Genomic DNA, 24,541 nt, shown 5'->3' with positions numbered 1-24,541 from the left:
GTAGGCCCCTTGCCCCTTCAACTGGCCACAGATCAACAAAACTTCAGCCGCACAGGCGAACAAAGTTCAGGGGAGGACGTGTGACGCTGGGCGGTTGCGGGTATACCGGGTAGTTTCCACGACGGGCTTGAACCGCAAGAGCGGGGCGTACCCACCCGGGTGGCGTGGACACGCCTCGCTCCGCCTGCACCGCCTGGGGAGTTCCAGGAATTCCGAATGATCGTCAAGCGACGCCTCACGCCGCCGGGGCGACGACGGTGACGGTGGACTCGTCTCCGCCGGCGAGGTGCACGTCCACCGTGAGGTCCAGTGCGCGGGCCAGGCGCATGATGACCGCGCTGGACGGCAGCTCGGTGGCTGTCTCGGTGCCTTCGATGTCGACCGTAGCGATCGCAGCCACTCCGGCGTCGCACACCCCCCACGGGCCTTGGCCCCGACCACAGATCGTTGACCCGCTCGCCCTCGTCTCGGGGCTCGGCGGTGGTCCTCGGGGCACCGTGGGTGCCGTCGGATTCCTGGTGCACGGCCCGTATTCGGACGGCGAGCCGGGCGTCGGCCGCCTGCCGTGCGACCGACCTGATCGTCGCTCCAGGCCGCGACTCGCTACAACGCGACCGCATCTGCCTTGAACTCCGGCGGACAGTGCTTCATGACCACGGGACGTCCGTTCTCCTGGACTCAAGATCCAAGTGTCTCGAAATGTCCGAGATCCGGGGTCGAGGCCCGTGGGTCACCTCACCCGAAGCCCCCTCACATCACCACCGACGGCAGTCGCTGCACCCCCCGAGCCGTCTCCGTGACCCCGCTCAGGAACCCCTGGGCGCGGGGTGAGGCCGTGGCGCGGAGCCATTCCGGGGCGATGTCGCAGACCGCTACCCGGACGCCGGTGCCGGTCAGGGCGAGGGGGAGGGTGTGGACGACCGTGGAGGGGAAGCTGACGATCGTGCGGCCGATGGGGCCTCGGCGGGCGATGAGTTCCAGGGGGAGGTCCGGGCGGACTATCTCCAGGCCGGTGGCCGCCTCCAGGGCGTGGAGCTTTTCGGCGGACTCGCGGCGGTGGGCGAAGTAGCGGGTCGCGCCGTGGGTGCGGGCCAGGGCCGTGACCGCTTCCTGGTACGGGACGGGGTCGACGACGCCCGTTTCGACCAGGGAGGTGCCGACCAGGTCCGCGCCCTTGCCGATGCTGGGCGGGCCGAAGCGGGCGCGGGTCCAGGCGAAGGTGTTGGCAGTGACCGCGATGCCGGGCGGAGCCTCGACCGGCATCGCGGTGAACACCTCGACCGTGTGGTTCGCCGACGGGGTGAAGCGGCGGCGGGCGGTGGCGGTGACCGGGGCCAGGAGCAGTTCGCGGGGGCCCGTGCGGCCGCGGCGGTGCCAGCGGGTCAGGCGCTCGCCGCAGGCCAGTTGGGCGACGAACTCCATGGTCGCCGTGCCGTCGTCGACCACCGTGAGGCGGTCGGCCCGGACCAGGGTCAGCAGGAGCTGGACGTAGCGGGAGAACGGGTCGCCGATGACGATGTGGTCCGCGCGTCTGACCAGGCCGGTCAGGGCGCGCAGGGCCTTCAGGGGGGCGCCGGACTCGCCGCGCGCCTCCTGCCAGCGGACCGTGATGCCCTCGTCGCGGGCCAGCTCCGCCATCCGGCGCAGCTGACCGCGCGACATCGGGTCGACCGGGGGGAGCACGACGACCGTGGTGGCGGTCGGGTCGTCTCCCCCCTGGGTGTGAACCCACTCCAGGACGTTCAGGAGCTGGACCGGGCTCTCGACGAAGGCGAGGTTCACCGGTCGGCGCTCAGACCGCGACCGGCTCGGGGGCCGACGCGTTCTCGGCCTCGGCGACGACGCCCGCGACGCGGCGGAGCTTCTTCATCGGGCCGAGCTCGGACTCGTACACCTTCTTGACGCCGTCACCGAGGGAGGCCTCGATGGTGCGGATGTCGCGGACCAGGCGGGTCAGGCCCTGCGGCTCGACGGAGGCGGCCTGGTCGGAGCCCCACATGGCGCGGTCCAGGGTGATGTGGCGCTCGACGAACGTGGCGCCGAGCGCGACGGCGGCCAGCGTGGTCTGGAGGCCCGTCTCGTGGCCGCTGTAGCCGATCGGGACGTTGGGGTACTCCTGCTGGAGGGTGTTGATGACGCGGAGGTTCAGCTCCTCGGCCTTCGCCGGGTACGTCGAAGTGGCGTGGCAGAGCAGGATGTTGTCGCTGCCCAGAACCTCGACCGCGTGGCGGATCTGCTTCGGCGTCGACATGCCGGTGGAGAGGATCACCGTGCGGCCGGTGGCGCGCAGGGCGCGCAGCAGCTCGTCGTCGGTGAGGGAGGCGGAGGCCACCTTGTGGGCGGGGACGTCGAACTTCTCCAGGAACGCGACGGCCTCGGTGTCCCACGGGGAGGCGAACCAGTCGATGCCGCGCTTGGCGCAGTGCTCGGAGATGGCCTGGTACTCGGCCTCGCCGAACTCCACGCGGTGGCGGTAGTCGATGTACGTCATCCGGCCCCAGGGGGTGTCGCGCTCGATGTCCCACTGGTCGCGCGGGGTGCAGATCTCCGGGGTGCGCTTCTGGAACTTGACGGCGTCGCAGCCCGCCTCGGCGGCCGCGTCGATCAGCGCGATGGCGTTGTCGAGGTCGCCGTTGTGGTTGATGCCGATCTCACCCGTGATGTAGACGGGGTTGCCGGGGCCGGCGGTGCGGGTGCCGAACGTGCGCAGGCGGGAGGTGCTCATGGTGGTGCTTCCTTACTTGGTGGGGACGGCAGGGGTGTCGGGGTGTGTAGTCGTGGTGAGGGTGGGACCCAGGAGCCAGGCCGCGATCTCGCGGATGGCGCCGTAGCCGCCGGGGGTGGTCGTGACGGCACGCGCGGCGGCGCGTACCGAGTCGTGGGCGCTCGCGACGGCGACGGGCCAGCCGGCGAGCGAGAAGCAGCCCAGGTCGTTGACGTCGTTGCCGACGTAGAGGACCCGGTCGGGGGCGATGGCGTGCTCGTCGCACCACCGCTTCAGCGCCTCGTCCTTGCGGTCGATGCCGTGCAGGACGGGGACCTGGAGCTTGCGGGCGCGGGCGGCGACGACCGGGTTCTGTTCGGTGGAGAGGATCAGGAGGGGGACCCCGGCCTTGCGCAGGGCGGCGATTCCCAGTCCGTCGCCCCGGTGGACGGCGACGGTCTCGCGGCCCTCGGAGTCGACCATGACCCGGTCGTCGGTCTGGGTGCCGTCGAAGTCCAGGACGACCGCGTCCACGTCCGCCCGGGTGGGCAGCGGCGCGGGGTCCAGGAGCGGGGCGAGCGCGCGGGCGCGGGCCAGGTCGTGCGGGTCGTCGATCTCCAGCACCCGGGCCGGGTCGGTGGGGACCAGGGCGGTGTGGCCGAAGAAGCGGTGGCGGTGGGTACGGAAGCCCGCCGCGTCCATGGCGTAGGCCGCGCCGGTCTCCAGGTAGTCCTGGGGGCGGTCCTGGCGGCGGGGGCGTACGGACTTGTCGTGGTTGACGCCGTACGTGCCCTCCTCGACCGCGTGCCCGTCGCGCCAGACGAACCCGTGGAACGTGGCGACGGTGACCGCTGTGTCCGCCCCCTCGTGGACGACGGCCCTGGCCACCCCGTCGATGTCCTCGCGGGAGACGAAGGGGCTGGTGCACTGGACGAGCAGGACCACGTCGACGGTGCGGGCCCGCTCGGCCTCGTACACGTCCAGCGCGTGCAGCACGGCCGCCTCGCTGGTGGCGGTGTCGCCCGCGATCGCCGCGGGGCGCTCCACGCAGTGCAGCCGGTGGGCCGCGCCCAGATGGGCGGCGGCACTGCGGGCGGCCTCGGCGATGGCCCCGTCGTCGGTGGTGACGACGACGTCGGTGACCTCGGGCGCGCCGAGCGCGGCGCGTACGGCGCGGGCGACCAGGGGGACGCCGCCGACCTCGGCGAGGTTCTTGGCGGGGACGCCCTTGGATCCGCCTCGGGCGGGGATCACGGCGAGGACGGTCGGGGGCATGGCGGCTCCTGATGAGGTGGTCACGGTTCGCCCGGCGGATCGGTTCACGGGTGCGGAAGCGGGGCCTCCGGTCGGCGCGGTCACAGGTCCCCCATCCGCCGGATCACCGGCGCGACGCGCTGCACGCCGTGGCGGTACGCCCCCCGCGCCGCGTTGCGTACGGTCTCGCGCACCGCGCCCCGCACCCGGCCGCTCTCCCGCGGTGCGGCCGCGCCGGGCAGGGGCGTGCCGTCGGGGGCCAGGTGGTGGCGGGCGAGGATGCCGGGGAGGTAGCCGGGGGCGGTGGCGGGGGTGTAGTAGGGGGCCAGAGGCGGGAGTTGCCCCTCGTCCAGCAGGGCGGTGACCTTGGCGCGGGCGCTGTCGTAGGCCGTGCCGTACGAGCCGTCGGCGGCGACGCCCTGGCCGGCCAGCCACTGGCCGTCGGGGCGCGGGCGGAACCCGCCGTCGAGCCGGTCCCAGGAGGTGAGGAGCCCGGAGCCGACGAAGTGGTGGTTGCCGAGGGGTTCGCGTACGCCGAGGTCGGTGAGGATCGCGGTCGGGATGCGGCGGTGCAGGGACTCCAGGGCGGCGGTGGAGGACACGGTGACCAGGAGGTCGGTGCGGTCCAGGACTTCGCCCATGTGCCCGTACACCAGGCGGAAGTTGGGCGGCAGACCGCCGGGCAGCCGCTGCGCGAGGCGCTGGTAGGGCAGCTCCTCGATGTGCGTGGTGTGCTCGCCGGGCTTGGAGCGGAGCTTGAGCAGCACCTCGCGGCGGGGATGCAGCCGGGCGTGCTCGACGAGCCGGCGGAGCAGATACGTACGGTCGGCGCGGGAGGCCGGTACGGAGGGCTGGGCGGCGAACACCACGGTGTCGCGGCCCTCTTCGGGGCGGTACGGGGCTCCGCCGAGGAAGGGGAGCGCCGCCTCCGTGACGGCCGAGGCGTCGGCGCCGACTCCTTCGTACACCGCGCGGAAACGCTCCGCGTCGTGGCGGGAGTTGGCGAGGACGACGTCGGCGCCGTGGCGGAGCAGGAGGCCGTCGGTGAGCTTCTCGTAGACGACGCCCACATATCCGGTGACGATGGCGGGGCGGCGCGCGAGGTCCAGCGCCGCCAGTCCGTGCAGCATCGCCTGGACGCCGCCGCCGACGAGGGCGAGGACGACGAGGTCGAACCCCTCGTCGCGCACCGCGTGCAGGAACTCCACCGCGGTGACCTCACGGACCCGCTCCGCGTCGATCCCGACCTCGCCGACCTCCGCGAGCTGACGGGGCGTCGGGGTGGCCCGGCCGCGCAGCAGCAGCCCGCTGACCTCGACGGGTCGTGCGCCGCTCCCGTCCGTCCCGGCGGTCAGGCGGCGCGCGGTGAGCGCGCCCCATTTCCACCGGGTGTCGGAGTCGGCGAGAACGGCGACCCGCAGCGCCGGTCGGGGAGCGGCGGGGGCTTCGGCCGGTTCGGCCTCATGGCTGGTACGTGGGGGCACGTCCTAGAAGTTAGGAAGGCATTCCGATGCGCGGCCCAACGTGACGGCAACAGATGGTTAACAGCGAGCCGACTATTGGGGATTCGGTGGTGCGGCGGGGTCAACTGCCTTCCCATTCGGTTCGATTCATTGTTCGGACATTCACCGTTCACCCGCAGTACCCCCCCGGGACAAGGAAATTGCCAGGTCTGCATCTAGCGTGATGCGGGTGGTTAAGCTCTCCGTCATCGTGCCGTTCTTCAACGTGCAGACATACGCGCCCGACACCCTCAGAAGCCTGCGGGCCAACGCCCGGGAGGACTTCGAGTTCATCCTCGTCGACGACTGTTCGACCGACGGGACGGCAGATGTTCTCCATCGTGCGGGGAAGGACATTCCCGGCGCGAAGGTGGTCGTCCACCAGCGCAACGGCGGGTTGGCCACGGCCAGGAACACCGGCCTCGACGCGGCGAGCGGGGAGTATCTGACGTTCCTCGACGGGGACGACTGGCTGGCTCCCGGCTACTTCGAGCAGCTGGTCGCCGCGGCCGAGCGGCTGGACTGCGACTTCGTGCGCACCGACCATGTACAGGTGACCGGCCGCACTCGGACGGTCCACCGGGTTCCGCACGGCCTGCGAAACGCGGTGCTGAGCCCCCGTTCGGTCATCCTTCCGGCCGACCGCACCACCTCGGTGGACTATCCGTACGCCTGGGCCGGTATTTACCACCGGCGCCTTCTCGACCGGGGCCTCCTGCATTTCACCGACGGCCTGCGCACCGCCGAGGACCGGCCGTGGATCTGGCGGCTGCACCGCGAGGCGGACAGTTTCGCCGCGGTCGGGCTGCTCGGGGTCTTCTACCGTCGGGGGGTGGCCTCCTCGCTCACCCAGATCGGCGATGTCCGGCAGCTCGATTTCATCCGGGCATTCGACCAGGTCATCGACGAGACGTCACAGGATCGCGACGCGGATATTCTGCTGCCCAAGGCCATTCGCACCTACTGCGCGGTCATGGCTCATCATCTGGGTTCCATCGAGCGGTTCGAACCGGCCGTGGCACGGAAGCTGCGCTCCATGAGCTCTGTGGCGCTGCGCAGGCTTCCGAGCGACCTCCTCGACGAGACCCTCCGTTCCCTGGGCGACCGCCGCGCCACCCTGCTGCGCCGGGTGCGCCGCCGCCCCGGCGGCGCCGATCCGGCGTCCGTCACCACACCTGCCGCCGCCACCGGAGCACGTACCTGATGTCTGCCATCCGTTCCACCCAGCTCTTCTTCGCGGCCTCCCAGTACGCCGCCGCCACGGTGACCGCAGCGATCCGGGCAGGACAGTTCGGCCCGCGCACCGAACACCGTCGGCTGCTGATCGTCAGCGACACCTCTCCCGCCCCCGAGGTCGGCACGCCGCTCGACCGGATGGCGGGATTCGCCTCCCTGCGGCCGGAGTTCGACGGGGTCCACTCGTGGAACGAGTTCATCAAGCCCTTCCACCCGGCCGGCTGGTTCCCGCGCGAGCAGGACACTCTGCTCTGGGAGCGGTATCTGCGCCTGGCCTGGGAGCTGGGCGACGGGCCGGTGGAGATCGCCTGCGAGTCCATCCAGGCCAACCCGTCCAGCGCCGCGGCCAAGATCTTCGGGGAGAGCCCTGTCCATCTCTACGCGGACGGCCTGATGAGTTACGGTCCCACCCGCAGCAAGATCGATCCGCTGATCGGCACCCGGGTTCAGCGGCTCCTCCACCTCGACCTGGTGCCGGGGCTGCGGCCGCTGCTGATGACCGAGTTCGACGTCGAGCCGGAGGTCGTGCCGACGCTCGAATTCCTGAAGGTGCTCGGCGAACTGGCGGAATCAGCGGCCGAGTTCACCGCGCCGCCCGACTCACCGGCACTGCTGCTCGGCCAGTATCTCTCCGCTATCGACGTCCTGACCGCGGACGAGGAGCAGGAGCTCCATCTGCGGATGCTGCGCGGCACGGTCGCCCTGGGCCACACCCGTGTGGTCTTCAAGCCGCACCCCGCCGCCCCCGTGAGCTGGTCGCGCGCCCTGGAGCAGGAGGCCGAGCTGCTCGGCGCCGAACTCACCGTCCTGGACAGCCCGGTGATCGCCGAGGTGGTGTACGAGCGGACGCGCCCGGCGCTGGTCGTCGGGGCGTTCTCCACCGCGCTGCTCACTGCGGCCACGTTCTACGGAATTCCCGTCGCCCGCATCGGTACCGAGGCGCTACTGGACGCACTGACCCCGTACCAGAACAGCAACCGGATCCCGGTCACCATCGTCGACGCCCTGCTGCCTTGCCTGGAGGACCGGGAGGCGGTCACCTCGTGGCGCCTACCGAGCGAAGAGCAGGTGCGGGAGGAGCTCTCGGGGCTGGTCACAGCGGTCGGCTTCGCCATGCAGCCGCAGATCTACCCGGGCCTGCGGGCCGCCGCAGAGGAGTACCTCGCCGCGCATCCGGCCCCGGCCTCGTCCCCGTACTTCCGGCGCCGCCGCCTCACCTCGCTCGCACTGCCGGGGGCCCTTCCGGGGCAGCTCGACTTCATCCCGCGCAATGCGACGGTCCGCAGAATCGCCCGGCAGGCTGTCGCCTGGAAGCGGGGCGCGGGCCGACGGCTCCCCGGGGTCCGCAGCACGGGCGGCTGACGGCGCTCGGGGGGAATAGACGTGACACGTATGCGGACGAGTGCGCCGAGGGTCGGTCGCCGAGCCCTGGGGGCAGTCGCCCGCGCGCCTCTTCCCGACCGTGTCGTCGTTCTCGACGTACGGCAGCCCGGGAGTGCGGCTCCTCTTCGTCATCAGCGGCTTCGTCATCTGCATGAGCAGCTGGGGCCATCCCGTCGGTGACTTCTTCCGTCCCCGGGTGGCACGGCTCCACCCGGCGTACCGGGCGGCGATCGCCGTCGCCGCGGCGCGGCGGTCGTACTGCCCGTCGTGGTGCAGCCGCTGCGCCTGGAGGAACTGTTGGTCAACCTGACCATGCTCCAGCAGCCGATGGGCGTGGGCCGGGTGCTCGGCGTGTGCTGAACGCTCCGGGTGGAGCTGCGCTCAGACGCTGCTGAGCGAGAGCTTCGCCGCGAACCCGAGGAAGAGCACTCCGGCCGCCGATGTGGCCCCCGCCGACAGGCGCTTGCGGCGGCGGAATACGGCGGCGAGGCGGGTGCCGCCGAAGATCAGCACCGAGAGGTACAGGAAGCTGGCCAGCTGGAGCAGCGTCCCCAGCACCAGGAACGACAGGGCCGGGTAGGCGTAGCCGGGGTCGACGAACTGCACGAAGAACGAGATCAGGAACAGGATCGCCTTCGGGTTGACCAGGCTGACCAACAGCGCCCGGCGGTAGGGGTTCTCCACCGAGGCCTCCGGCGCGGACTCCTCGGCCGTCTCCATCAGCTCGGCGGTGCGCCGGTGCCGCTCGCGCCACAGGGACGCCGCCGCCCTCAGCATCCCGATCGCCATCCAGGTCAGATAGCCCGCACCCGCGTACTTGACGATCGCGAAGAGCAGGGGCGTGGTCTGGAGCAGGGACGCGGCTCCCAGCGCGGAGAGCGTCATCAGGACGGTGTCCCCGGTCCAGACGCCCGCGGCGGCTCGGTAGCCGGTACGTATGCCGCGCCGGGCGGCGACGGAGAGCACGTAGAGCGAGTTCGGCCCCGGCAGGAGGACGATCAGCGCAAGGCCGGCGAGATAGGTCGGAAGATCGGTGACACCCAGCATGGACGGAGTCTCGCACGTTCCCGCGCGACTCCGTCCAGCAGTTTCACCGAGCGACATCCGCCGTGCGGTGGCGGGCGAGGGGGGGGCAGTCCGTCGGCCGTCGTCACCGTCGGCCGTCGTCGCCGTCAGTCCTCGTCGTCGTCCGTCAGTTCTCGTCACCGTCCGTCAGTCCGCGTCGCCGTCCAGCAGACGGTCCACGGAGAGCTTCATCTCCACGCAATGCCCGGGTCGCGAACGTGCGAGCCGGCCAGCCGCTTCGCCGTGAGTTGATCCAGGGCGCCGGACATTCAGCGAGAGATCGCCCCGGCGGGGTGGCTCCCCCCGAGGGGCTGGACGCCACGCCCCCGGCATGCGCAGGATTCGACCACGGGGTCGGGCGGGCATCCGTCCGGTGAGGCTCCGGACGATCGCGTGAGCCAGGGGCCGGAGGGCCGGGGTGGCGGAGATGGCAGGGGGGACGGGGATGACCGGGATGACGGGCAGATACATGGGCGCGAGCGGTGACGTGCGCCGAGGTGCGATACCCCGGGCGCGGGTCGCAGCCGCCTCCGCGCTCGTGGTGGCCACCGTCGCGACCGGCTGCGGACCCGGCGCCGCGGCCGGGGCGTCGGATGCTCCGCCGCCGGTACGGGCCACGCAGGCCGCCGCGCCTCCCTCGCCCACGAACTCGCCCACCGCCTCCCCCACCGCCTCCGACGCCAAGCCGCGCACCGCACCGCCCCGAAGCCCGTCGGCGTCCTCCACAGCACCGGCCCCGCCGACCGCCCGGCCCGCCCCGGAGCCGAGCACCGCCGCGCCGCCGCGCGTCCTGATGCGCATCGGGTCCGAGGGCGGCCAGGTGCGGGAACTCCAGGCGCGGCTGCGCGAGATCGGCCACTTCGGGCGTAACCCCACCGGCTACTACGGCACCATCACCGCCGACGCCGTACGGTCCTTCCAGGACAAGCGGAGGCTGCCGGCCACCGGCAGCGCCGACGTGGTCACCTGGCAGCGGCTGCTGGCCATGAGCCGGGTGCCGACGGCCGCCGAGCTGAACCCGCCGACCGAGCGGCCGGTGGCCGCGCCGGACGAACGGTGTCTGAAGGGGCGGGTCCTCTGCATCAGCAAGACGAGCCGGACCCTGGCGTGGATGATCGACGGCAAGGTCGTCTCCGCGATGGACGTCCGCTTCGGCTCGCAGTACACGCCCACCCGTGAGGGCACGTTCTCGGTGTTCTGGAAGTCCCGGGACCATGTGTCGACGCTCTACGACACGCCCATGCCGTACGCCCTGTTCTTCAGCGGCGGTCAGGCCGTGCACTACTCCGCCGACTTCGCGGCCAACGGCTACGGCGGTGCCTCGCACGGCTGTGTGAACGTCCGCGACAAACAGAAGGTCGCGGCCCTCTTCGACCAGGTGAAGAACGGCGACAAGGTCGTCGTCTACTGGTGACGGCAAGAGGAGGCGAAGGAGAGGGCGCGGGCGGGACCGGGGGAACGAGTCCCGCCCGCGCCGATGCGCTGAGCCGAAGGTACGGGGGGAACCCCGGCTCGTCGCGCTGCCGATGACCAGTCGGCTCACTCTGTACTGCGCCCGGCAGCCGAAAAACGTCACACCTGGTCGCGATGAGCCTCTATACGGAGGGAAAATGCCAGGTCAGCGGGTTGGTGCGGCCGTCGCGGCGGAGCTCGGCGGAGTCAGGGGCACCAGCGGAATGACTGCGTTCGCGCCGATCCGGTCCCCGGGGACGGTGACGGAGCGCGGCACGGGGTGGAAGGAGACGGGCGGCAGCGAATCGCCGTCCCCGTCGCCCTTACCGGGGCCCGGCCCGTCCTGGTCGCCGTCACCGCCGGAGCCGCCCGACCCGCCGCCTCCACCGTTTCCGCCGCCCCCGCCGAGCAGGCGGTCGCAGAATCGCTCCAGATTCCGCTCGCCCTTCGCCAGTTCGATCAGCCGACGGCGGCTCCGGTCGTCCAGGGTGCCTTCGTGGAAGGCCTCGCACGCCTTGACGGACTTCCGGTACCAGTTCCCCGACGCGTCGTCCGGGCGGTCCGGGCGTTCGTCGCCGCCGGGGGTGCCCCCGGAGCCCTCCTCGCGGCCGGGGTTGGCAGGCCGTTCCCGGCCGCCCGTACGGTCGCCGCCGCGCTCCGGTCCGGTGCCGCCGCCGCTGGGGCCGCCGGGCTCCTCCTCGGGCCCGGCGGACTCCCGGGTCGCGGGCGACGAGGACGTCTCCGGGGCGTCGGGCGGGGACGGGTCGGCCGGGGACGACGGGTCCTCGGCGGGCCGGTCGGACGTCAGCGGCTCGGGGGTGGCGGCAGCCGATACGGAGGTGGCGGGCGCGGGCGAGCCCTGCCCGCCGAAGGAACCGGCGAGCACGCCCGTACCGGCGGCGACCGCCACCCCGCCGAGCGTGAATCCCGCGAGCGAGACGGCCAGGCCGAAGCGGACCGGCCGGCTCCAGCGCGGGCGGCGGGCCGGGGGCGCGGGGGCCGGGCCGATGTGGACGGAGTGCAGCATTCCGGGCCGTCCGGGGACGGCGGAACCGGCGCTGCGACCGGCCAGGCGGTCGGCGCCGTCGCCGTGCGCAGCCTGCCGGAACGCGGCGAGCACCGCGTCCTCGCCGGGGAGCGCACCGCCGGAGGGGTGCCGGCCGTCACGGGCCGCGCCGAGTGCTTCGGCGAGCCGGAGGGCGTCGTTGCGGGCCTGGTCGCCGACGGGGACGACAGGTTCGCCGCGGAGCAGTTTCTCCGCCGCGTCCTTGTCAAGCCACTCGTAGTACTCGTCGGCCATCACATGTCCTTCTGCGTCCACGGCCGCGAATGCGTCACACCGGGAGTGATCCCGGCGGCCGCCGCCGGACCACCCCGGCCGGGCCGCTGCGCGGGTACGGCACCGAGCCCCGCACCGTCGGCGGCGTCCGGACCCGCGTCGCTTCCGGCGCCCTGCACGGGGGCTGAACCGGGGCCCGAAGCCAGGGCGGGGATGCCCTCCGGGATGCCTTCCAGGGCCAGGGCCGGGGCGGCATCCGAATCCGTGCCCGGGTTCGGGTCCGGGTCCGGGGCCGGTGACGCTGCCGGAGCGGGTGCCGGGGTATCGCCGGAGGCACCGTCCGCAGAGGGCGCACCGCCCGGAGGGAGCGCACCGCCCGCGGGGAACGTGCCGCCCGGCGACAGCGCACCGCCCGCGGGGAGAGTGCCACCGGGCAAGGGCGAACCGTCGGCCGCGGCCGCGGCCGCCCGGGAGTCCTCCACGCCGAGGAGTTCGGCCAGTCGCTTGAGGCCGCGGTGGGCGGCGGTGCGTACGGCGCCGGGGCGCTTGCCCAGGGTCTGCGCCGCGGTCTTCGCGTCGAGCCCGACGACCACGCGCAGGACGACGGCCTCGGCCTGGTCCTGCGGGAGCTGGGCGATGAGGGCCATGGTGCGGTCGGTGTCCAGCGCCTCGATGGCGTCGCCCGCGGTGTCGCACTCGGCGGCCCGGCCGGTCAGCTCGGTCTCGTCGCCGCCGATCGCGGGGCGGCGGCTGCGCATCCGCAGGTGGTCCAGGGAGCGGTTGCGCGCGATCCGGGCCGCCCAGCCGCGGAAGCGGTCGGCGTCGCCGCTGAAGCGGCCGAGGTCACGGGCTATCTGCAGCCACGCCTCGGACGCCACGTCCTCGGCGTCCGGCTCCCCGACCAGCGTCCGTATGTAGCCCAACAGCCGTGGCTGTACCGCGCGGTACACAGCACGGAAGGCGTCCTCGTCCCCGTCCTGCGCCGCGAGCACCGCGGCGGTCAGCTCCGCGTCGTCCCCCAGCACTCCCCAACCCGTCCTGCTGTCTGCTCATCGCAGCTGGTCACCGCTGCTGCGCCACTGCGCGACTCAGCACGCTACGTGCTCGGCAGGGGCCACGTCCATGACTTGTACAACTCGCAACAATTCGCTTTCCGGCCGTGCGGTGTGACAGAAAACGCAGTCCTGGCGCAGAGATGAGTACGGGGTCGTGCTGCGGCCCCGTGGAAGACGGCCGGGGCCTCTCCTGTGGGGGGTGGCGGCCCCGGTCGTCGCTCCTCTCCGCCCGTGCCCTGACCAGGGACGCCCTGGGCGCAGACCTCCGCGTGGCCAACGGCGTGACCAACACCGCCCTGCACGAGCAGACCGTGCGCCTCGGCCCCGCCAACCGGAAGCCGGACGGCTCGGCCGGGGCAGCATCTCAGCGACGTGATCGGCGGCGAGCTGCCGTGACTGCCGGAACACGCCGACGTGGTGCACCAGTGCGGCCGCCGGCCAGGGGCTCAGCGCCGCCCCCTCGCCCTCCGCGACATCACCGCGCGCAGCACCCGCCGGCCCTCCGTGGACAGGTCGAGCGCCTTGCGCAGGCCTGCGCCGCTGCCCGCCGTGCCGCCGGTCTCCGCGAGGATCTCCAGGATGCGGACCTGCCGCTCCAGGTCTCCGGCGACCAGCGGCCCGACCGTGGCCGGTTCACCGCCGCGGGCCAGCTTCAGCAGCCGCTCCTCGTCGCGCGCCGTGTCCCCGGGCGGGGCGTCGAAGCGGCCGTGAATCCGGAGCGCCACCAGCGAGCAGGCGTCGGCCCACTCCCGCAGTGGTTCGGCGGCGAAGTCGGAGGGGGCGGCGCCGAGCATGGCCCGGACGAGCGCGGCCGGGCCGTCGGGGACGGACGCCCGCTCCATCGCCGTTCGGACGATGGTGAGCCGGGTGGCCCATTCCTGTCCGTTCTCACAGCTCGCCCAGAGCGGCCGCAGGGGCTCCGGCCCGTCCGGGCCCGCGAGCAGCGGCAGGCACCGGTCCAGGCAGGCCAGCGCACTGGCGGCCAGAGCACGCTCGTCGGCTCGCTCGATCAGTTCCAGCAGACTCATCGACGTCTCCCTCGGTCTACCGGATACTGCGCCGAATGGCTGAAAATCGTCACTACGGAGCGGCGGGCTCCGGGGCGGGCGGCGCCTCCCGGAGAGCGGCGCGTTCACCCTGCATCCGGGTCACCGTGCGAACGAAGACGATGGCGAGGACCGCGGCGAGGACGTCCAGCGCATCGGAGGCCACGACCAGGCCCGCGGCCCGCACGATCTCCTCCGGCGCCTCGGCCCGGTCCCACATCCGGCCGGATACGCGGGAGAGCGACAGGGTCCCGACCCACGCCGCCCACCAGAGGTTCAGCGGCGTCCGGGGAACCGGGCGCCAGCCTCCGGCGGGCCGGGGCCGCGCACTGGCCTCCCAGACGCCCGCCGCGACCCGGTACGGGAACCAGAAGTTGGCGATCGGGACGAACCAGCCGCCCACCGCCCAGCCCGGTCCCATCCGCTGCACACCCGGGTCGAAGATCTCGGCGTTCCGCCGGGTCCGGTGGAACCAGATGATGAACACGACCGCGGTGGCCAGGTACGTCGCGGTCTGGGCCGCGGCCGCCCCCGCGTACAGGCGCTCGGCCAGCTCGCCGTCCTCGCCGTGGACGGCCGGCACCCCGCCTGTGGCCAGCCGGTCCCAGAGGTCACGCACACGCAGTCCGGTGACGATGGCGAACAGGTCGGCCGCGATGACGGCCCCCAGCAGGGCGACCACCGCCCGGGACAGGCCGACGGGCGAGCGCGGCCAGGTCCCGACCCCCCACCCGCCGGGGCCGGAGACCGGGGGCATCAGGCCGTCGGGCAGCCGGGGCCGGGTGCCGGAGCAGAAGGTGCACAGGCCGTCGTCGGTGACGGCCGTTCTGATACGGCAATGGGTGCAGAGCATGAGAGTCCCCCGGGACGCGGTGTCGGTGCACGGCCGCGCGTCCCTCCCCAGGAGCGCGCGGCCGACGATGCGTGAGCAGGCCGGCGACCGCCGGGCTGTCCGCCCTCATCCTCCCAGGTGAGGGGGGATCCACCCGTGAGGGAGGGGGCCCGCACCCGTGAGGACGGGGGATCCGCCCAGTGAGGGACAGGAGGAGCCCTCAGCCCGCGCTGCCCGTCCGCTCCGCCAGTTCCTGGAACTGCGCCCAGCTCAGCGCGGGCTTCCTCGGGTCCCACAGCTTCTGCGAGGTCGCCACCAGCGGCATCCGGATGCCCTCCGCCACCTGCTGCGTGGTCTGCGCGTTCGGCAGGTCGCCCCAGACGGCGAACCGGCCGCCGAGGATCTGCGGGGAGTAGCGCTCCGCCACGGGTTCGGTGCCGCGCAGGACCAGCGGGGTCCACTGCTCGTAGATCCGCTCGCCGGTCGGGTAGACGAACTCGTTCGGCTCGCCGAGCACGTAGTACAGGAACTCGTCGTTGAGGTTGAGCATCCGGTAGCCCGCGGCGAGGTACTCCTGCGGCGGGCGGGCGCCGATCTCCTTGCCGGTCCAGTACTCGATCTCGATGTTCTCGTCGGCCTTGACCTTCGTGTCCCTGAAGAGCCCGTCGTTCCAGGCCTTGGCGGTCCGGCCCATCGGGACGACGACGGCGGCGCGGTCGTTCAGCCAGCCGGTCGCCAGGTCCTCGATCGTGGCGCCGGAGCCGTACCGCTGCTCGGCGGCCCGCTGGAGCTGGGGGAAGGAGGCGGCGGGGTCCCGTACGGTCAGGGCCTGGTACTCGTCCGCGCCGAGGTGCCAGAACCTCCCCGGGAACAGCTCGGTGTACTCGTCGAGGAGTTCGTCGATGAGCCGGGCCGCCCCCGGGTTCGAGATGTCGATGGAGCCGCGCGACGCCACGCCCTGGGTGTTGCGGAGCTGGAGGCCGGGGTGGGCGGCCAGCACCGCGCCGAGGTGTCCGGGCGAGTCGATCTCGGGGACGACCTCGATGTGCAGGCTGTTGGCGAGGCCGACGATGCGGCGGACCTCGTCCTGGGTGAGCGCCTCGTCCGAGACCACCTCGGGGTGGGTCTTCGACTCGATCCGGAAGGCCTGGTCGTCGGAGAAGTGCAGGCCGAGCTGGTTGAGCTTGAGGTCGCCCATCTCGCGTATGCGGTCCTCTATCCACTCCGCGGTGTAGTGCTTGCGCGCGATGTCGAGGTTCAGGCCCCGCTGCGGGCGGTCGGGCCGGTCGTTGACGACGCCCTCGGGCACCGTCCCGTCGGCCTTGAGGGACTGCTTGAGGGTGCGGGTGCCGTAGAACACGCCCGACTCGTCGGGGCCGGTGATCTTCACCTTGCGGTCGCGCACGGTGAGCGTGTACGACTCGGCGGGGCCCGCCTCCTTGTCGCCGAGGGCCAGCTCGACGTCTCCGGTACGGGCCGCTTCGGCGCCCCGGTAACTGATCTTCAGCTCCTTGGCGAGGAGCTTCGCCTCGTCGGCGAGCACCTGGCTGCCCTCGGCGATGACGACCGTGCTGTCGCTGCCCGGCTGCCAGCCCGGCCCCCGGGCGGCGGTGTGCTCGCGCACCGCCGGGATCGTGCTCGGGGCGGAGGACATCGGATAGCTGGTGGAGGGCGAGGGGGCGGCGGCCTCGGCGGAGGTGCCGGAGGGGGATGCCGCGTCGCGGGAGGGCCTGCTGCCGGAACCCTCCGGCCAGACGACGACGGTGAGGGCGACGGCGGCCGCGGCGGTGACCGCCGCGCCGGTGACGAGGGCACCACGCGTGGGCGACATCAGTCGGATTCCTCCATCCAGGGGCCAAATGCGGGTGAAACGAGTGAATAGGATGAAAGGCTGACATTTTTGGCGGTTCTCCGCCATCGAGGGCGACGGCGAATCGGGCGGCACCCCGGCCCGCGCAGGTCAGGCGTCCATCACGCGTTCCGAAACTCTCCCGTTCGGGTGATTTTTCTGCGGTCCGCCGGACTGTCGCCGACGAGCCTCGCTAGCGTTGGGGCACATTCGTCCCTCCCTTCACCCCTTTCCGTGCAACCTCGTTGCGCTCCGGCCCCTCTTCAGGGTCACAGTCGTCATTCATGCGAGGAGTCCACGCTGTCCAGGTCCAGCGAGTCCCCCGCCGGCCTGCCGAAGCGATCCGCGCCCCCGGCCGGGCGGTCGGCCATACCCGTACAGCTGCGCCGGCCGGCCCCCGCCCCGTCCCCGGCCGCCGGTCCGGAAGGCCCGCTCACCGGCGCGCCGACCGGTGCCCACGCGTCCGGGCTGGCCCATCTCAACAGCCTCCCCTTCGCCGCCGCCGAGGCCGCCTTCCTGGAGTGCTGCGGCAGTCTCCGCTGGGCCCACCGGATGGCCGTCCACCGCCCCTACCCGGATCTGGGCGCCCTACTGGCCGCCTCCGACGAGGCGGGCTACGACCTGGCGCCCCGGGACATCGCGGAGGCCCTGGCCGCGGAGCCCGCCCCCTGCCTGCACCACGACGCGCCCCGCGCCGCCCATCTGGCGCTGCGGGCCGCCCACGCCGCGTACGAGAGCAGGTTCGGCCACGCGTTCGTGATCTGCCTGGACGCCTTCCAGCCCGCCCAGCAGGTGGACCAGGTGCTGGCGGGCATCCGGGTCCGGCTGGCGCACGACCCGGACGAGGAGCGGGCGGTGACGGCGGAGGAGCTGCGGCGGCTCGCCCGGAGCCGGATCCTGGAGCTGCTCTCGGGCGACTGAGCCCCCGCGGGCCGCGGCGGGTCGAGAAGCGCCGCTCTAGCCCGTACGTGCCTGTTTGATTGCCACTTTGATCACACCAGAGGCCCCGGCGCGAACGAACCGACAATGCGTCGCTACGATGGCCGGGGCCGGTGGACCGTACCCGGCCGGGTCAGACCGACAGTCAAGCCGGCCGACCCCAATCCCCGCTCCCGGAGGGTTCTTCCGTGCCGGCTGGAACGCTGTACCGCGGCCGGGAAGGCATGTGGTCCTGGGTGGCTCATCGAGTCACCGGTGTCCTCATTTTCTTCTTCCTGTTCGTACATGTCCTGGACACTGCTCTCGTCCGCGTTTCCCCCGAGGCCTACGACGACGTCGTGGCCACGTACAAGACGTGGCCCGTGGCGTTCCTCGAATACGGCCTCGTGGCCGCGATTCTCTTCCACGCGCTGAACGGTCTGCGGATCATCGCCGTGGACTTCTGGGCCAAGGGCCCTCGCCTTCAGAAGCAGATGCTCTGGACCGTGGTGGGCATCTGGATCGTGCTGATGGTCGGGGCCCTGTACCCGATCCTCGGGCACGCCGTACGCGAGATCTTCGGGAGCTGAGGCCCATGTCCAGCGAGACTTCTTCCGCAGCCGCGATCGGCGATGTCGAGGGCGTTGCCCTGTACGACGTCGACCACCCGGCCCCGGTGATCGAGCCCCCGCGCAAGCGCACGGGCAAGACGCCCAAGGCTTCGCGCACCAACTTCGAGATGTACGCCTGGCTCTTCATGCGCCTGTCGGGCATCGTCCTGGTCGTCCTCGTCATCGGCCACCTGCTGATCCAGCTGGTGCTCGACGGCGGTGTCTCCAAGATCGGCTTCGCCTTCGTGGCGGGCCGCTGGGCCTCGCCGTTCTGGCAGGTCTGGGACCTGACGATGCTGTGGCTCGCCATGCTCCACGGCGCCAACGGCCTCCGTACGGTCATCAACGACTACGCCGAACGGGACAACACCCGCTTCTGGCTGAAGATGCTCCTGTACACCGCCACGGTGTTCACCATCCTGCTGGGCACGCTGGTGATCTTCACCTTCGACCCGAACATCCGCTAGGCGCCGGGACAGAGGGACCAGAGGAAAACCATGCAGATCCACAAGTACGACACCGTCATCGTCGGCGCCGGCGGCGCCGGCATGCGCGCGGCCATCGAGTCGACCAAGCGCAGCCGTACCGCCGTGCTGACGAAGCTCTACCCCACCCGCTCCCACACGGGCGCCGCGCAGGGCGGCATGGCCGCCGCGCTCGCCAACGTGGAGGAGGACAACTGGGAGTGGCACACCTTCGACACGATCAAGGGTGGTGACTACCTGGTCGACCAGGACGCCGCCGAGATCCTGGCGAAGGAGGCCATCGACGCCGTCCTCGACCTGGAGAAGATGGGCCTGCCGTTCGGCCGCACGCCCGAGGGCAAGATCGACCAGCGCCGCTTCGGTGGTCACACCCGCAGCCATGGTGAGGCCCCGGTCCGTCGCGCCTGCTACTCGGGCGACCGCACCGGCCACATGATCCTCCAGACGCTGTACCAGAACTGCGTCAAGGAAGGCGTGGAGTTCTTCAACGAGTTCTACGTCCTGGACCAGCTGATCACCGAGGTCGACGGGGTCAAGAAGTCCGCCGGTGTCGTCGCGTTCGAGCTGGCGACCGGCGAGATCCACGTCTTCCAGGCGAAGTCGGTCATCTACGCCTCCGGCGGCACCGGCAAGTTCTTCAAGGTGACGTCCAACGCCCACACCCTGACCGGTGACGGCCAGGCCGCCTGCTACCGGCGCGGTCTGCCGCTGGAGGACATGGAGTTCTTCCAGTTCCACCCGACGGGCATCTGGCGCATGGGCATCCTGCTGACGGAGGGCGCCCGCGGTGAGGGCGGCATCCTCCGCAACAAGGACGGCGAGCGCTTCATGGAGAAGTACGCGCCCGTCATGAAGGACCTCGCCTCGCGTGACGTCGTCTCGCGCTCCATCTACACGGAGATCCGCGAGGGCCGCGGCTGCGGTCCGGCCGGCGACCACGTCTACCTGGACCTGACGCACCTGCCGCCGGAGCAGCTGGACGCCAAGCTCCCGGACATCACCGAGTTCGCGCGGACCTACCTCGGCATCGAGCCCTACACGGACCCGATCCCGATCCAGCCGACCGCGCACTACGCCATGGGCGGCATCCCGACCAACGTCGAGGGCGAGGTGCTGGCCGACAACACCACCGTCGTCCCGGGCCTGTACGCCGCCGGCGAGGTCGCCTGTGTCTCCGTCCACGGCGCCAACCGCCTCGGCACCAACTCGCTGCTGGACATCAACGTCTTCGGTAAGCGCTCGGGCATCGCGGCCGCCGAGTACGCGGCGAAGAGCGACTTCGTCGAGCTGCCCGAGAACCCGGCCCAGCTCGTCGCCGACCAGGTGGAGCGGCTGCGCAACTCGACGGGCACCGAGCGGGTCGCCGAACTGCGCACGGAGCTGCAGGAGTGCATGGACGCCAACGTGATGGTGTTCCGTACCGAGCAGACCATCAAGACGGCGGTCGCCAAGATCGCCGAGCTGCGCGAGCGCTACCTGAACGTGTCCATCCAGGACAAGGGCAAGCGGTTCAACACCGACCTGCTGGAGGCCATCGAGCTGGGCAACCTGCTCGACCTGGCGGAGGTCATGGCGGTCTCCGCGCTCGCCCGCAAGGAGTCCCGCGGCGGTCACTACCGCGAGGACTACCCGAACCGCGACGACGTCAACTTCATGCGCCACACCATGGCGTACCGCGAGGTGGCCGCCGACGGCGCCGAGTCGATCCGGCTCGACTACAAGCCGGTCGTGACGACCCGCTACCAGCCGATGGAGCGTAAGTACTGATGGCTACCCCGACCCTGGACAAGACCGGCAACGCCGAGGCCGGCTTCGCCGACTCCCCGTTCATCACGGCCACGTTCCGCATCCGCCGCTTCAACCCCGAGGTGTCGGACGAGGTCCAGTGGCAGGACTTCCAGATCGAGATCGACCCGAAGGAGCGTGTCCTCGACGCCCTTCACAAGATCAAGTGGGAGCTCGACGGGACCCTGACGTTCCGCCGTTCCTGCGCGCACGGCATCTGCGGTTCCGACGCGATGCGGATCAACGGCAAGAACAGGCTCGCCTGCAAGACGCTGATCAAGGACATCAACCCGGAGAAGCCGATCATGGTGGAGGCCATCAAGGGCCTCACGGTCCTCAAGGACCTCGTGGTCGACATGGACCCGTTCTTCCAGGCGTACCACGATGTCATGCCCTTCCTCATCACCAAGGGGAACGAGCCGACCCGCGAGCGTCTGCAGTCCCCCGAGGACCGCGAGCGGTTCGACGACACCACCAAGTGCATCCTGTGCGCCGCGTGCACGTCCTCGTGCCCGGTGTTCTGGAACGACGGCCAGTACTTCGGGCCGGCGGCGATCGTCAACGCGCACCGCTTCATCTTCGACTCGCGCGACGAGGCCGGCGAGCAGCGGCTGGAGATCCTCAACGACCGTGACGGCGTGTGGCGTTGCCGCACCACGTTCAACTGCACGGACGCCTGCCCGCGTGGCATCGAGGTCACCAAGGCGATCCAGGAGGTGAAGCGCGCGCTCATCACGCGTCGCTTCTGACCCTCCCGTAACGCCCGTTACGTCGACAGGCCCCGCCCCCGCAGCGCAACCGCTGCCGGGGACGGGGCCTGTTGCTGCGCGGGGCCGGTGCGGACGGTACGGTCAGCGGAGCGCAAGACCGAAGCAAGAGAACGGGGATCCTCGTGAGCGAGCCGAATCCGTCCGCGGGCGACGCGTACAAGTGGGGCCCACCCCAGCAGCCGGGCCACCCGCCGACCGTCGCGGACGGCCAGGGCTACGGCTACCCGGCCCCGGGCGGTGCTCCCGCGTACGGCTATCCGCAGCCGCTGCCCGAGTCCGCGGCGCAGCCCGGCCCCGGTTACGGCTACCCGAACCCCGCCCAGCCGACCCTGCCCGGGCAGTACCTCCCCGCACCGCAGGGCGCGCCGTTCCCGGGCCAGGGCGGTGTCCCGGTCCCGGTGCTGTCGATCGGCGACATCACCGTCATGAGCGACTCGATCGTCACCCCGTCCGGGCCGATGCCCCTCAGAGGTGCGATCTGGACGGCGACGGACATGTCGCGTACGGAGGAGAAGATCCCGCCGCACGCGATCGTGCTGGCGATCATCTTCGCGCTGTTCTGCCTGATCGGTCTGCTGTTCCTGCTGATGAAGGAGAAGCGGACGACCGGCTTCGTCCAGGTCACGGTGACCAGCGGCGGCCGTCACCACTCCACGATGATCCCGGCCATGGGACCGCACACGTTCCCGGCGATCATGGGCCAGCTCAACACGGCCCGGTCCATGAGCGTCTGAGCCCCGGGCCCGGTCATGGCGCGCTTCTCGCACACGGTCACCGTCGCCGCCCTGGGCCGGGGCTGGTTCGAGGAGGCCGCCGGTGCGCTGGTGGGCCTGCTCGACGCCTCCCGGGAGGGCCCGGGCGGGGCGGTCCTGCTGCCGGACGGGCGCCCGGTGGACGGCCTCCGGCTGCTGAAGGGCCGTCATCTGCGACCGGGGGCCCGGTACGGGGAGGCCGTGGCGGAGCCCGGAGCGCCGGAGGCACCCGCGACGCGGGCGGCCACCGTCCTGCGGGAGTGGCGGCCCTCCCGTTCCGTCGAGGTGGAGAGCCTGATGGCGGAGGAGGACATGTCCGTCCGACTGGGCGTACGGGTGCGCGAGCCCCTGCGGCCCCCGGGCGGTCGAGGTGTCGCTCGCCGGGCACCAGCCGAAGGGTGGTTCGCTGTACCGCTTCTCGGGCCGCGCCAAGGCCGATCTGGGCGCCTGGTGGGCGGCGGTGGACCGGCCCCCCTCGGCGCCCCCGGCGGCCCGGCCCCCGGTCTCGGGCAAGGCGGTCCACCTGCTCGGCAAGGCCCGGCTGACGGTGACCCCGCGCCCGGACGGGGACGGTTCCTGGCAGGTGACGGTCGCGCTGAGCGCGCGGGGGCGGTGGCTCCTGCGGCCGGTCGGCGCGGTCATCCTGTTCTTCGCCCGGAAGCCGGTGGAGCGGGGGTTCCGGGAGGCGGTGGAGAGTGCGGCGCGGGAGTGGAACACCACGATCGCCGAGCTGACACCGCTGCACGGTGAGGCGTTGCGCGCGGAGATCGCCGACGCGCTGACCGAACCGGGCGAGCTGACCGAACCGGGCGAGCCTGCGGAGCCGAAGGCCCTCTGATCCCTCACCGACCCCTTCTTGAACATGTTCAAGAAGGGGTCTACAGTCATGCCCACACACACTTTTGAACGCGTTCAAAGGAGGGTGGGGCATGGACCTCACTGTTGTCGCGTACGTCATCTACCTGCTCATCAGCGTGGCGCTCACCGTCTGGGTCGCCCGCACCCTCAGCCGTAACGGCCGGATCTTCCTCGCCGACGTGCTGCACGGGAACGAGAAGCTCGCCGACGCCGTCAACCACCTGCTGGTGGTCGGCTTCTACCTGGTCAACCTGGGATTCGTCGCGCTCTACCTGAAGAACGCCGACGGCGTCCGGGACGCCCGCGAGCTGTTCGAGGCGCTCTCGGTGAAGGTCGGCGTGGTCCTGCTGGTGCTCGGCGTGATGCACCTGGGCAATGTGTACGTGCTCAGCCGCATCCGCCGCCGCAGCGCCCTGGAGCGCGAGCAGACCCCGCCCGTACCTCCGCAGGGCTGGACGCCCCCGGGCCCCCAGGGCCCATGGACCGCGCCCACGCCCGCACCCGGGCAGTGAGTCCGGTGACCGCCGCCGGGCCCTCCGCCCCGGTCCGCCGGCTCACCGTGCTCTACGACGCGCAGTGCCCGCTCTGCGTCCACCTGCGCCACTGGCTCCAGCGGCAGCGGCAGCTCGTCCCGCTGGATCTCGTACCGGCCGGATCGGCCGAGGCCCGGCGGCGGTTCCCGGAGCTGGACCACGCGGCGACGCTCGCCGAGATCACCGTGGTCGGCGATCTGGGCCAGGTCTACCGGGAGACCTCCGCCTGGATCGTCTGCCTCTGGGCGCTCGCCGAGTACCGCTCCAGGGCCCACTGGCTGACCACCCCGGCTGGGCGGCCGTTCGCCCGGGGCACCGTGCTGGCCGCCGCCCGCTACCGCTCGATGGCGGCCCCGCGCTGCGCGCCCGGGGGCGCGGGGTGCACCGTGCCGACCGGGCGACAGGGGGCCCACCGCTAACCTGGTGCCCGTGGTGAAGGAAGAGAAGAACGTGCAGGAGAACAGGCCGGCCAAGGCCGCGAAGAGCGAGCAGACCCGCACGCTGATTCTTGAGACGGCGCTCCGGCTCTTCGCCGAGCGCGGTTACGACCGGACCACCATGCGGGCCATCGCCCAGGAGGCGGGCGTCTCGGTCGGGAACGCGTACTACTACTTCTCCTCCAAGGAGCACCTGGTCCAGGGCTTCTACGACCGGATCGCCGCCGAACACGCCGCGGCGATCGGGCCCGTACTGGAGGGCGACAAGGATCTGACCGTACGCATCCGGGGGGTGCTGCTCGGCTGGCTGGACGTGGCGGAGCCGTACCACCGGTTCGCCGCCCAGTTCTTCAAGAACGCGGCCGACCCGGACAGCCCCCTCTCCCCGTTCTCCGAGGACTCGGCGGCCGCCCGCGACGCGGCGATCTCCATCCACGAGCGCTGCATCGCCGGGGCGGACGTCAAGAGCGACCCGGAACTCGCCCCGCTGCTGCCGCAGTTGATGTGGCTGATGCAGATGGGGCTGGTGCTGTTCTGGGTGTACGACCGCTCGGAGGGCACCGAGCGCAGCCGCCGGCTCGTCGAGCGCACCGCGCCGATCGCCGCACGGGCGATCGCGCTCTCCCGGTTCCGGGTGCTGCGCCCGCTCGTGCGGCAGGTCCACGGGCTGCTGGTGGAGTTCCTGCCGGATGCGGCGACGGCCGGGGCGAAGCCCCGGCCGTCGGAGGACTGACC

The 24,541-nt window shown here is 71.8% G+C and carries 24 protein-coding genes and 1 pseudogene; 14 read left to right on the top strand and 11 right to left on the bottom strand.

The window, feature by feature from the left end; all coding sequences use genetic code 11:
- Positions 1-235: 235 nt before the first annotated feature.
- The 5 genes from ACZ5WC_RS06540 to ACZ5WC_RS06520 all read right to left on the bottom strand — a co-directional run bounded on the left by ACZ5WC_RS06540 (position 236) and on the right by ACZ5WC_RS06520 (position 5,442).
- Complete coding sequence (locus ACZ5WC_RS06540) at positions 236-400, bottom strand: hypothetical protein (RefSeq protein WP_468539742.1); 165 nt, start codon at positions 398-400, stop codon at positions 236-238.
- 350 nt (positions 401-750) lie between these two features.
- Positions 751-1,782 carry a hypothetical protein gene (locus ACZ5WC_RS06535; RefSeq protein ID WP_468539741.1) on the bottom strand — a complete coding sequence of 344 codons (1,032 nt, stop codon included), beginning with the start codon at positions 1,780-1,782 and terminating at the stop codon, positions 751-753.
- A 10-nt stretch (positions 1,783-1,792) separates the two neighbouring features.
- A complete protein-coding gene (locus tag ACZ5WC_RS06530) occupies positions 1,793-2,725 on the bottom strand; it encodes an N-acetylneuraminate synthase family protein (RefSeq protein ID WP_468539740.1) in 933 nt (310 codons plus the stop codon).
- A gap of 12 nt (positions 2,726-2,737) precedes the next feature.
- Positions 2,738-3,979: an acylneuraminate cytidylyltransferase gene (locus tag ACZ5WC_RS06525; RefSeq protein ID WP_311121153.1), complete on the bottom strand. Its 1,242-nt coding sequence runs from the start codon at positions 3,977-3,979 to the stop codon at positions 2,738-2,740.
- 80 nt (positions 3,980-4,059) lie between these two features.
- Positions 4,060-5,442 (bottom strand): DUF6716 putative glycosyltransferase, encoded by a 1,383-nt coding sequence (locus ACZ5WC_RS06520; protein ID WP_468539739.1) that lies wholly within the window; start codon positions 5,440-5,442, stop codon positions 4,060-4,062.
- 208 nt (positions 5,443-5,650) lie between these two features.
- Between ACZ5WC_RS06520 and ACZ5WC_RS06515 the strand changes: the two genes are divergently transcribed.
- From ACZ5WC_RS06515 to ACZ5WC_RS06505, 3 genes and pseudogenes are all read left to right on the top strand, one after another.
- Positions 5,651-6,664 carry a glycosyltransferase family 2 protein gene (locus ACZ5WC_RS06515; RefSeq protein ID WP_468539738.1) on the top strand — a complete coding sequence of 338 codons (1,014 nt, stop codon included), beginning with the start codon at positions 5,651-5,653 and terminating at the stop codon, positions 6,662-6,664.
- Positions 6,664-8,058 (top strand): polysialyltransferase family glycosyltransferase, encoded by a 1,395-nt coding sequence (locus ACZ5WC_RS06510; RefSeq protein ID WP_468539737.1) that lies wholly within the window; start codon positions 6,664-6,666, stop codon positions 8,056-8,058. Before ACZ5WC_RS06515 ends, ACZ5WC_RS06510 begins: the two co-directional genes overlap by 1 nt.
- A 40-nt stretch (positions 8,059-8,098) precedes the next feature.
- Positions 8,099-8,436: pseudogene (locus ACZ5WC_RS06505) on the top strand (acyltransferase family protein); the annotation flags it as partial.
- Between the two features lie 24 nt (positions 8,437-8,460).
- Here the strand turns inward: ACZ5WC_RS06505 and leuE are convergent.
- Positions 8,461-9,126 (bottom strand): leucine efflux protein LeuE, encoded by a 666-nt coding sequence (gene leuE, locus ACZ5WC_RS06500; protein ID WP_468539736.1) that lies wholly within the window; start codon positions 9,124-9,126, stop codon positions 8,461-8,463.
- Between the two features lie 472 nt (positions 9,127-9,598).
- Between leuE and ACZ5WC_RS06495 the strand changes: the two genes are divergently transcribed.
- Complete coding sequence (locus ACZ5WC_RS06495) at positions 9,599-10,558, top strand: L,D-transpeptidase family protein (RefSeq protein WP_468539735.1); 960 nt, start codon at positions 9,599-9,601, stop codon at positions 10,556-10,558.
- A gap of 204 nt (positions 10,559-10,762) precedes the next feature.
- On the opposite strand, the gene ACZ5WC_RS06490 is transcribed toward ACZ5WC_RS06495, so the two are convergent.
- The 5 genes from ACZ5WC_RS06490 to ACZ5WC_RS06470 all read right to left on the bottom strand — a co-directional run bounded on the left by ACZ5WC_RS06490 (position 10,763) and on the right by ACZ5WC_RS06470 (position 16,639).
- The gene (locus tag ACZ5WC_RS06490; RefSeq protein WP_468539734.1) at positions 10,763-11,896 is read right to left on the bottom strand and encodes a hypothetical protein; all 1,134 of its coding nucleotides are present in this window, start codon (positions 11,894-11,896) and stop codon (positions 10,763-10,765) included.
- A complete protein-coding gene (locus tag ACZ5WC_RS06485; protein WP_468539733.1) occupies positions 11,896-12,900 on the bottom strand; it encodes an RNA polymerase sigma factor in 1,005 nt (334 codons plus the stop codon). The genes ACZ5WC_RS06490 and ACZ5WC_RS06485 overlap by 1 nt, the downstream gene beginning before the upstream one ends.
- A gap of 476 nt (positions 12,901-13,376) precedes the next feature.
- Positions 13,377-13,958: a hypothetical protein gene (locus tag ACZ5WC_RS06480; RefSeq protein WP_468539732.1), complete on the bottom strand. Its 582-nt coding sequence runs from the start codon at positions 13,956-13,958 to the stop codon at positions 13,377-13,379.
- A gap of 52 nt (positions 13,959-14,010) precedes the next feature.
- The gene (locus ACZ5WC_RS06475; RefSeq protein ID WP_468539731.1) at positions 14,011-14,829 is read right to left on the bottom strand and encodes a DUF4328 domain-containing protein; all 819 of its coding nucleotides are present in this window, start codon (positions 14,827-14,829) and stop codon (positions 14,011-14,013) included.
- A gap of 199 nt (positions 14,830-15,028) precedes the next feature.
- Positions 15,029-16,639: a family 20 glycosylhydrolase gene (locus ACZ5WC_RS06470; RefSeq protein ID WP_468539730.1), complete on the bottom strand. Its 1,611-nt coding sequence runs from the start codon at positions 16,637-16,639 to the stop codon at positions 15,029-15,031.
- Positions 16,640-17,026: 387 nt separating this feature from the next.
- Between ACZ5WC_RS06470 and ACZ5WC_RS06465 the strand changes: the two genes are divergently transcribed.
- The 10 genes from ACZ5WC_RS06465 (at position 17,027) to ACZ5WC_RS06420 (ending at position 24,539) form a co-directional block, all read left to right on the top strand.
- A complete protein-coding gene (locus ACZ5WC_RS06465) occupies positions 17,027-17,578 on the top strand; it encodes a 2-oxo-4-hydroxy-4-carboxy-5-ureidoimidazoline decarboxylase (RefSeq protein WP_468539967.1) in 552 nt (183 codons plus the stop codon).
- A gap of 206 nt (positions 17,579-17,784) precedes the next feature.
- Positions 17,785-18,165 (top strand): succinate dehydrogenase, cytochrome b556 subunit, encoded by a 381-nt coding sequence (sdhC, locus tag ACZ5WC_RS06460; protein WP_096623478.1) that lies wholly within the window; start codon positions 17,785-17,787, stop codon positions 18,163-18,165.
- 5 nt (positions 18,166-18,170) lie between these two features.
- Positions 18,171-18,653, top strand: coding sequence for a succinate dehydrogenase hydrophobic membrane anchor subunit (locus ACZ5WC_RS06455; protein WP_468539729.1), 483 nt, complete (start codon positions 18,171-18,173; stop codon positions 18,651-18,653).
- A 30-nt stretch (positions 18,654-18,683) separates the two neighbouring features.
- Complete coding sequence (gene sdhA, locus ACZ5WC_RS06450) at positions 18,684-20,438, top strand: succinate dehydrogenase flavoprotein subunit (protein WP_096623474.1); 1,755 nt, start codon at positions 18,684-18,686, stop codon at positions 20,436-20,438.
- Positions 20,438-21,205: a succinate dehydrogenase iron-sulfur subunit gene (locus tag ACZ5WC_RS06445; RefSeq protein WP_070205313.1), complete on the top strand. Its 768-nt coding sequence runs from the start codon at positions 20,438-20,440 to the stop codon at positions 21,203-21,205. The genes sdhA and ACZ5WC_RS06445 overlap by 1 nt, the downstream gene beginning before the upstream one ends.
- A gap of 143 nt (positions 21,206-21,348) precedes the next feature.
- Positions 21,349-21,960 carry a hypothetical protein gene (locus ACZ5WC_RS06440; RefSeq protein ID WP_468539728.1) on the top strand — a complete coding sequence of 204 codons (612 nt, stop codon included), beginning with the start codon at positions 21,349-21,351 and terminating at the stop codon, positions 21,958-21,960.
- Positions 21,961-22,348: 388 nt separating this feature from the next.
- Positions 22,349-22,816, top strand: a complete 468-nt coding sequence (locus ACZ5WC_RS06435) for a hypothetical protein (RefSeq protein WP_468539727.1) — start codon at positions 22,349-22,351, stop codon at positions 22,814-22,816.
- A gap of 91 nt (positions 22,817-22,907) precedes the next feature.
- Positions 22,908-23,348: a hypothetical protein gene (locus ACZ5WC_RS06430; RefSeq protein WP_468539726.1), complete on the top strand. Its 441-nt coding sequence runs from the start codon at positions 22,908-22,910 to the stop codon at positions 23,346-23,348.
- Positions 23,315-23,788: a thiol-disulfide oxidoreductase DCC family protein gene (locus tag ACZ5WC_RS06425; protein WP_468539725.1), complete on the top strand. Its 474-nt coding sequence runs from the start codon at positions 23,315-23,317 to the stop codon at positions 23,786-23,788. Before ACZ5WC_RS06430 ends, ACZ5WC_RS06425 begins: the two co-directional genes overlap by 34 nt.
- A gap of 10 nt (positions 23,789-23,798) precedes the next feature.
- Positions 23,799-24,539, top strand: a complete 741-nt coding sequence (locus ACZ5WC_RS06420; RefSeq protein WP_096623464.1) for a TetR/AcrR family transcriptional regulator — start codon at positions 23,799-23,801, stop codon at positions 24,537-24,539.
- Positions 24,540-24,541 lie beyond the last annotated feature (2 nt).

This window comes from Streptomyces sp. NPDC033165 (assembly GCF_055577965.1).
This window is presented reverse-complemented; position numbering and strand designations above follow the sequence as displayed.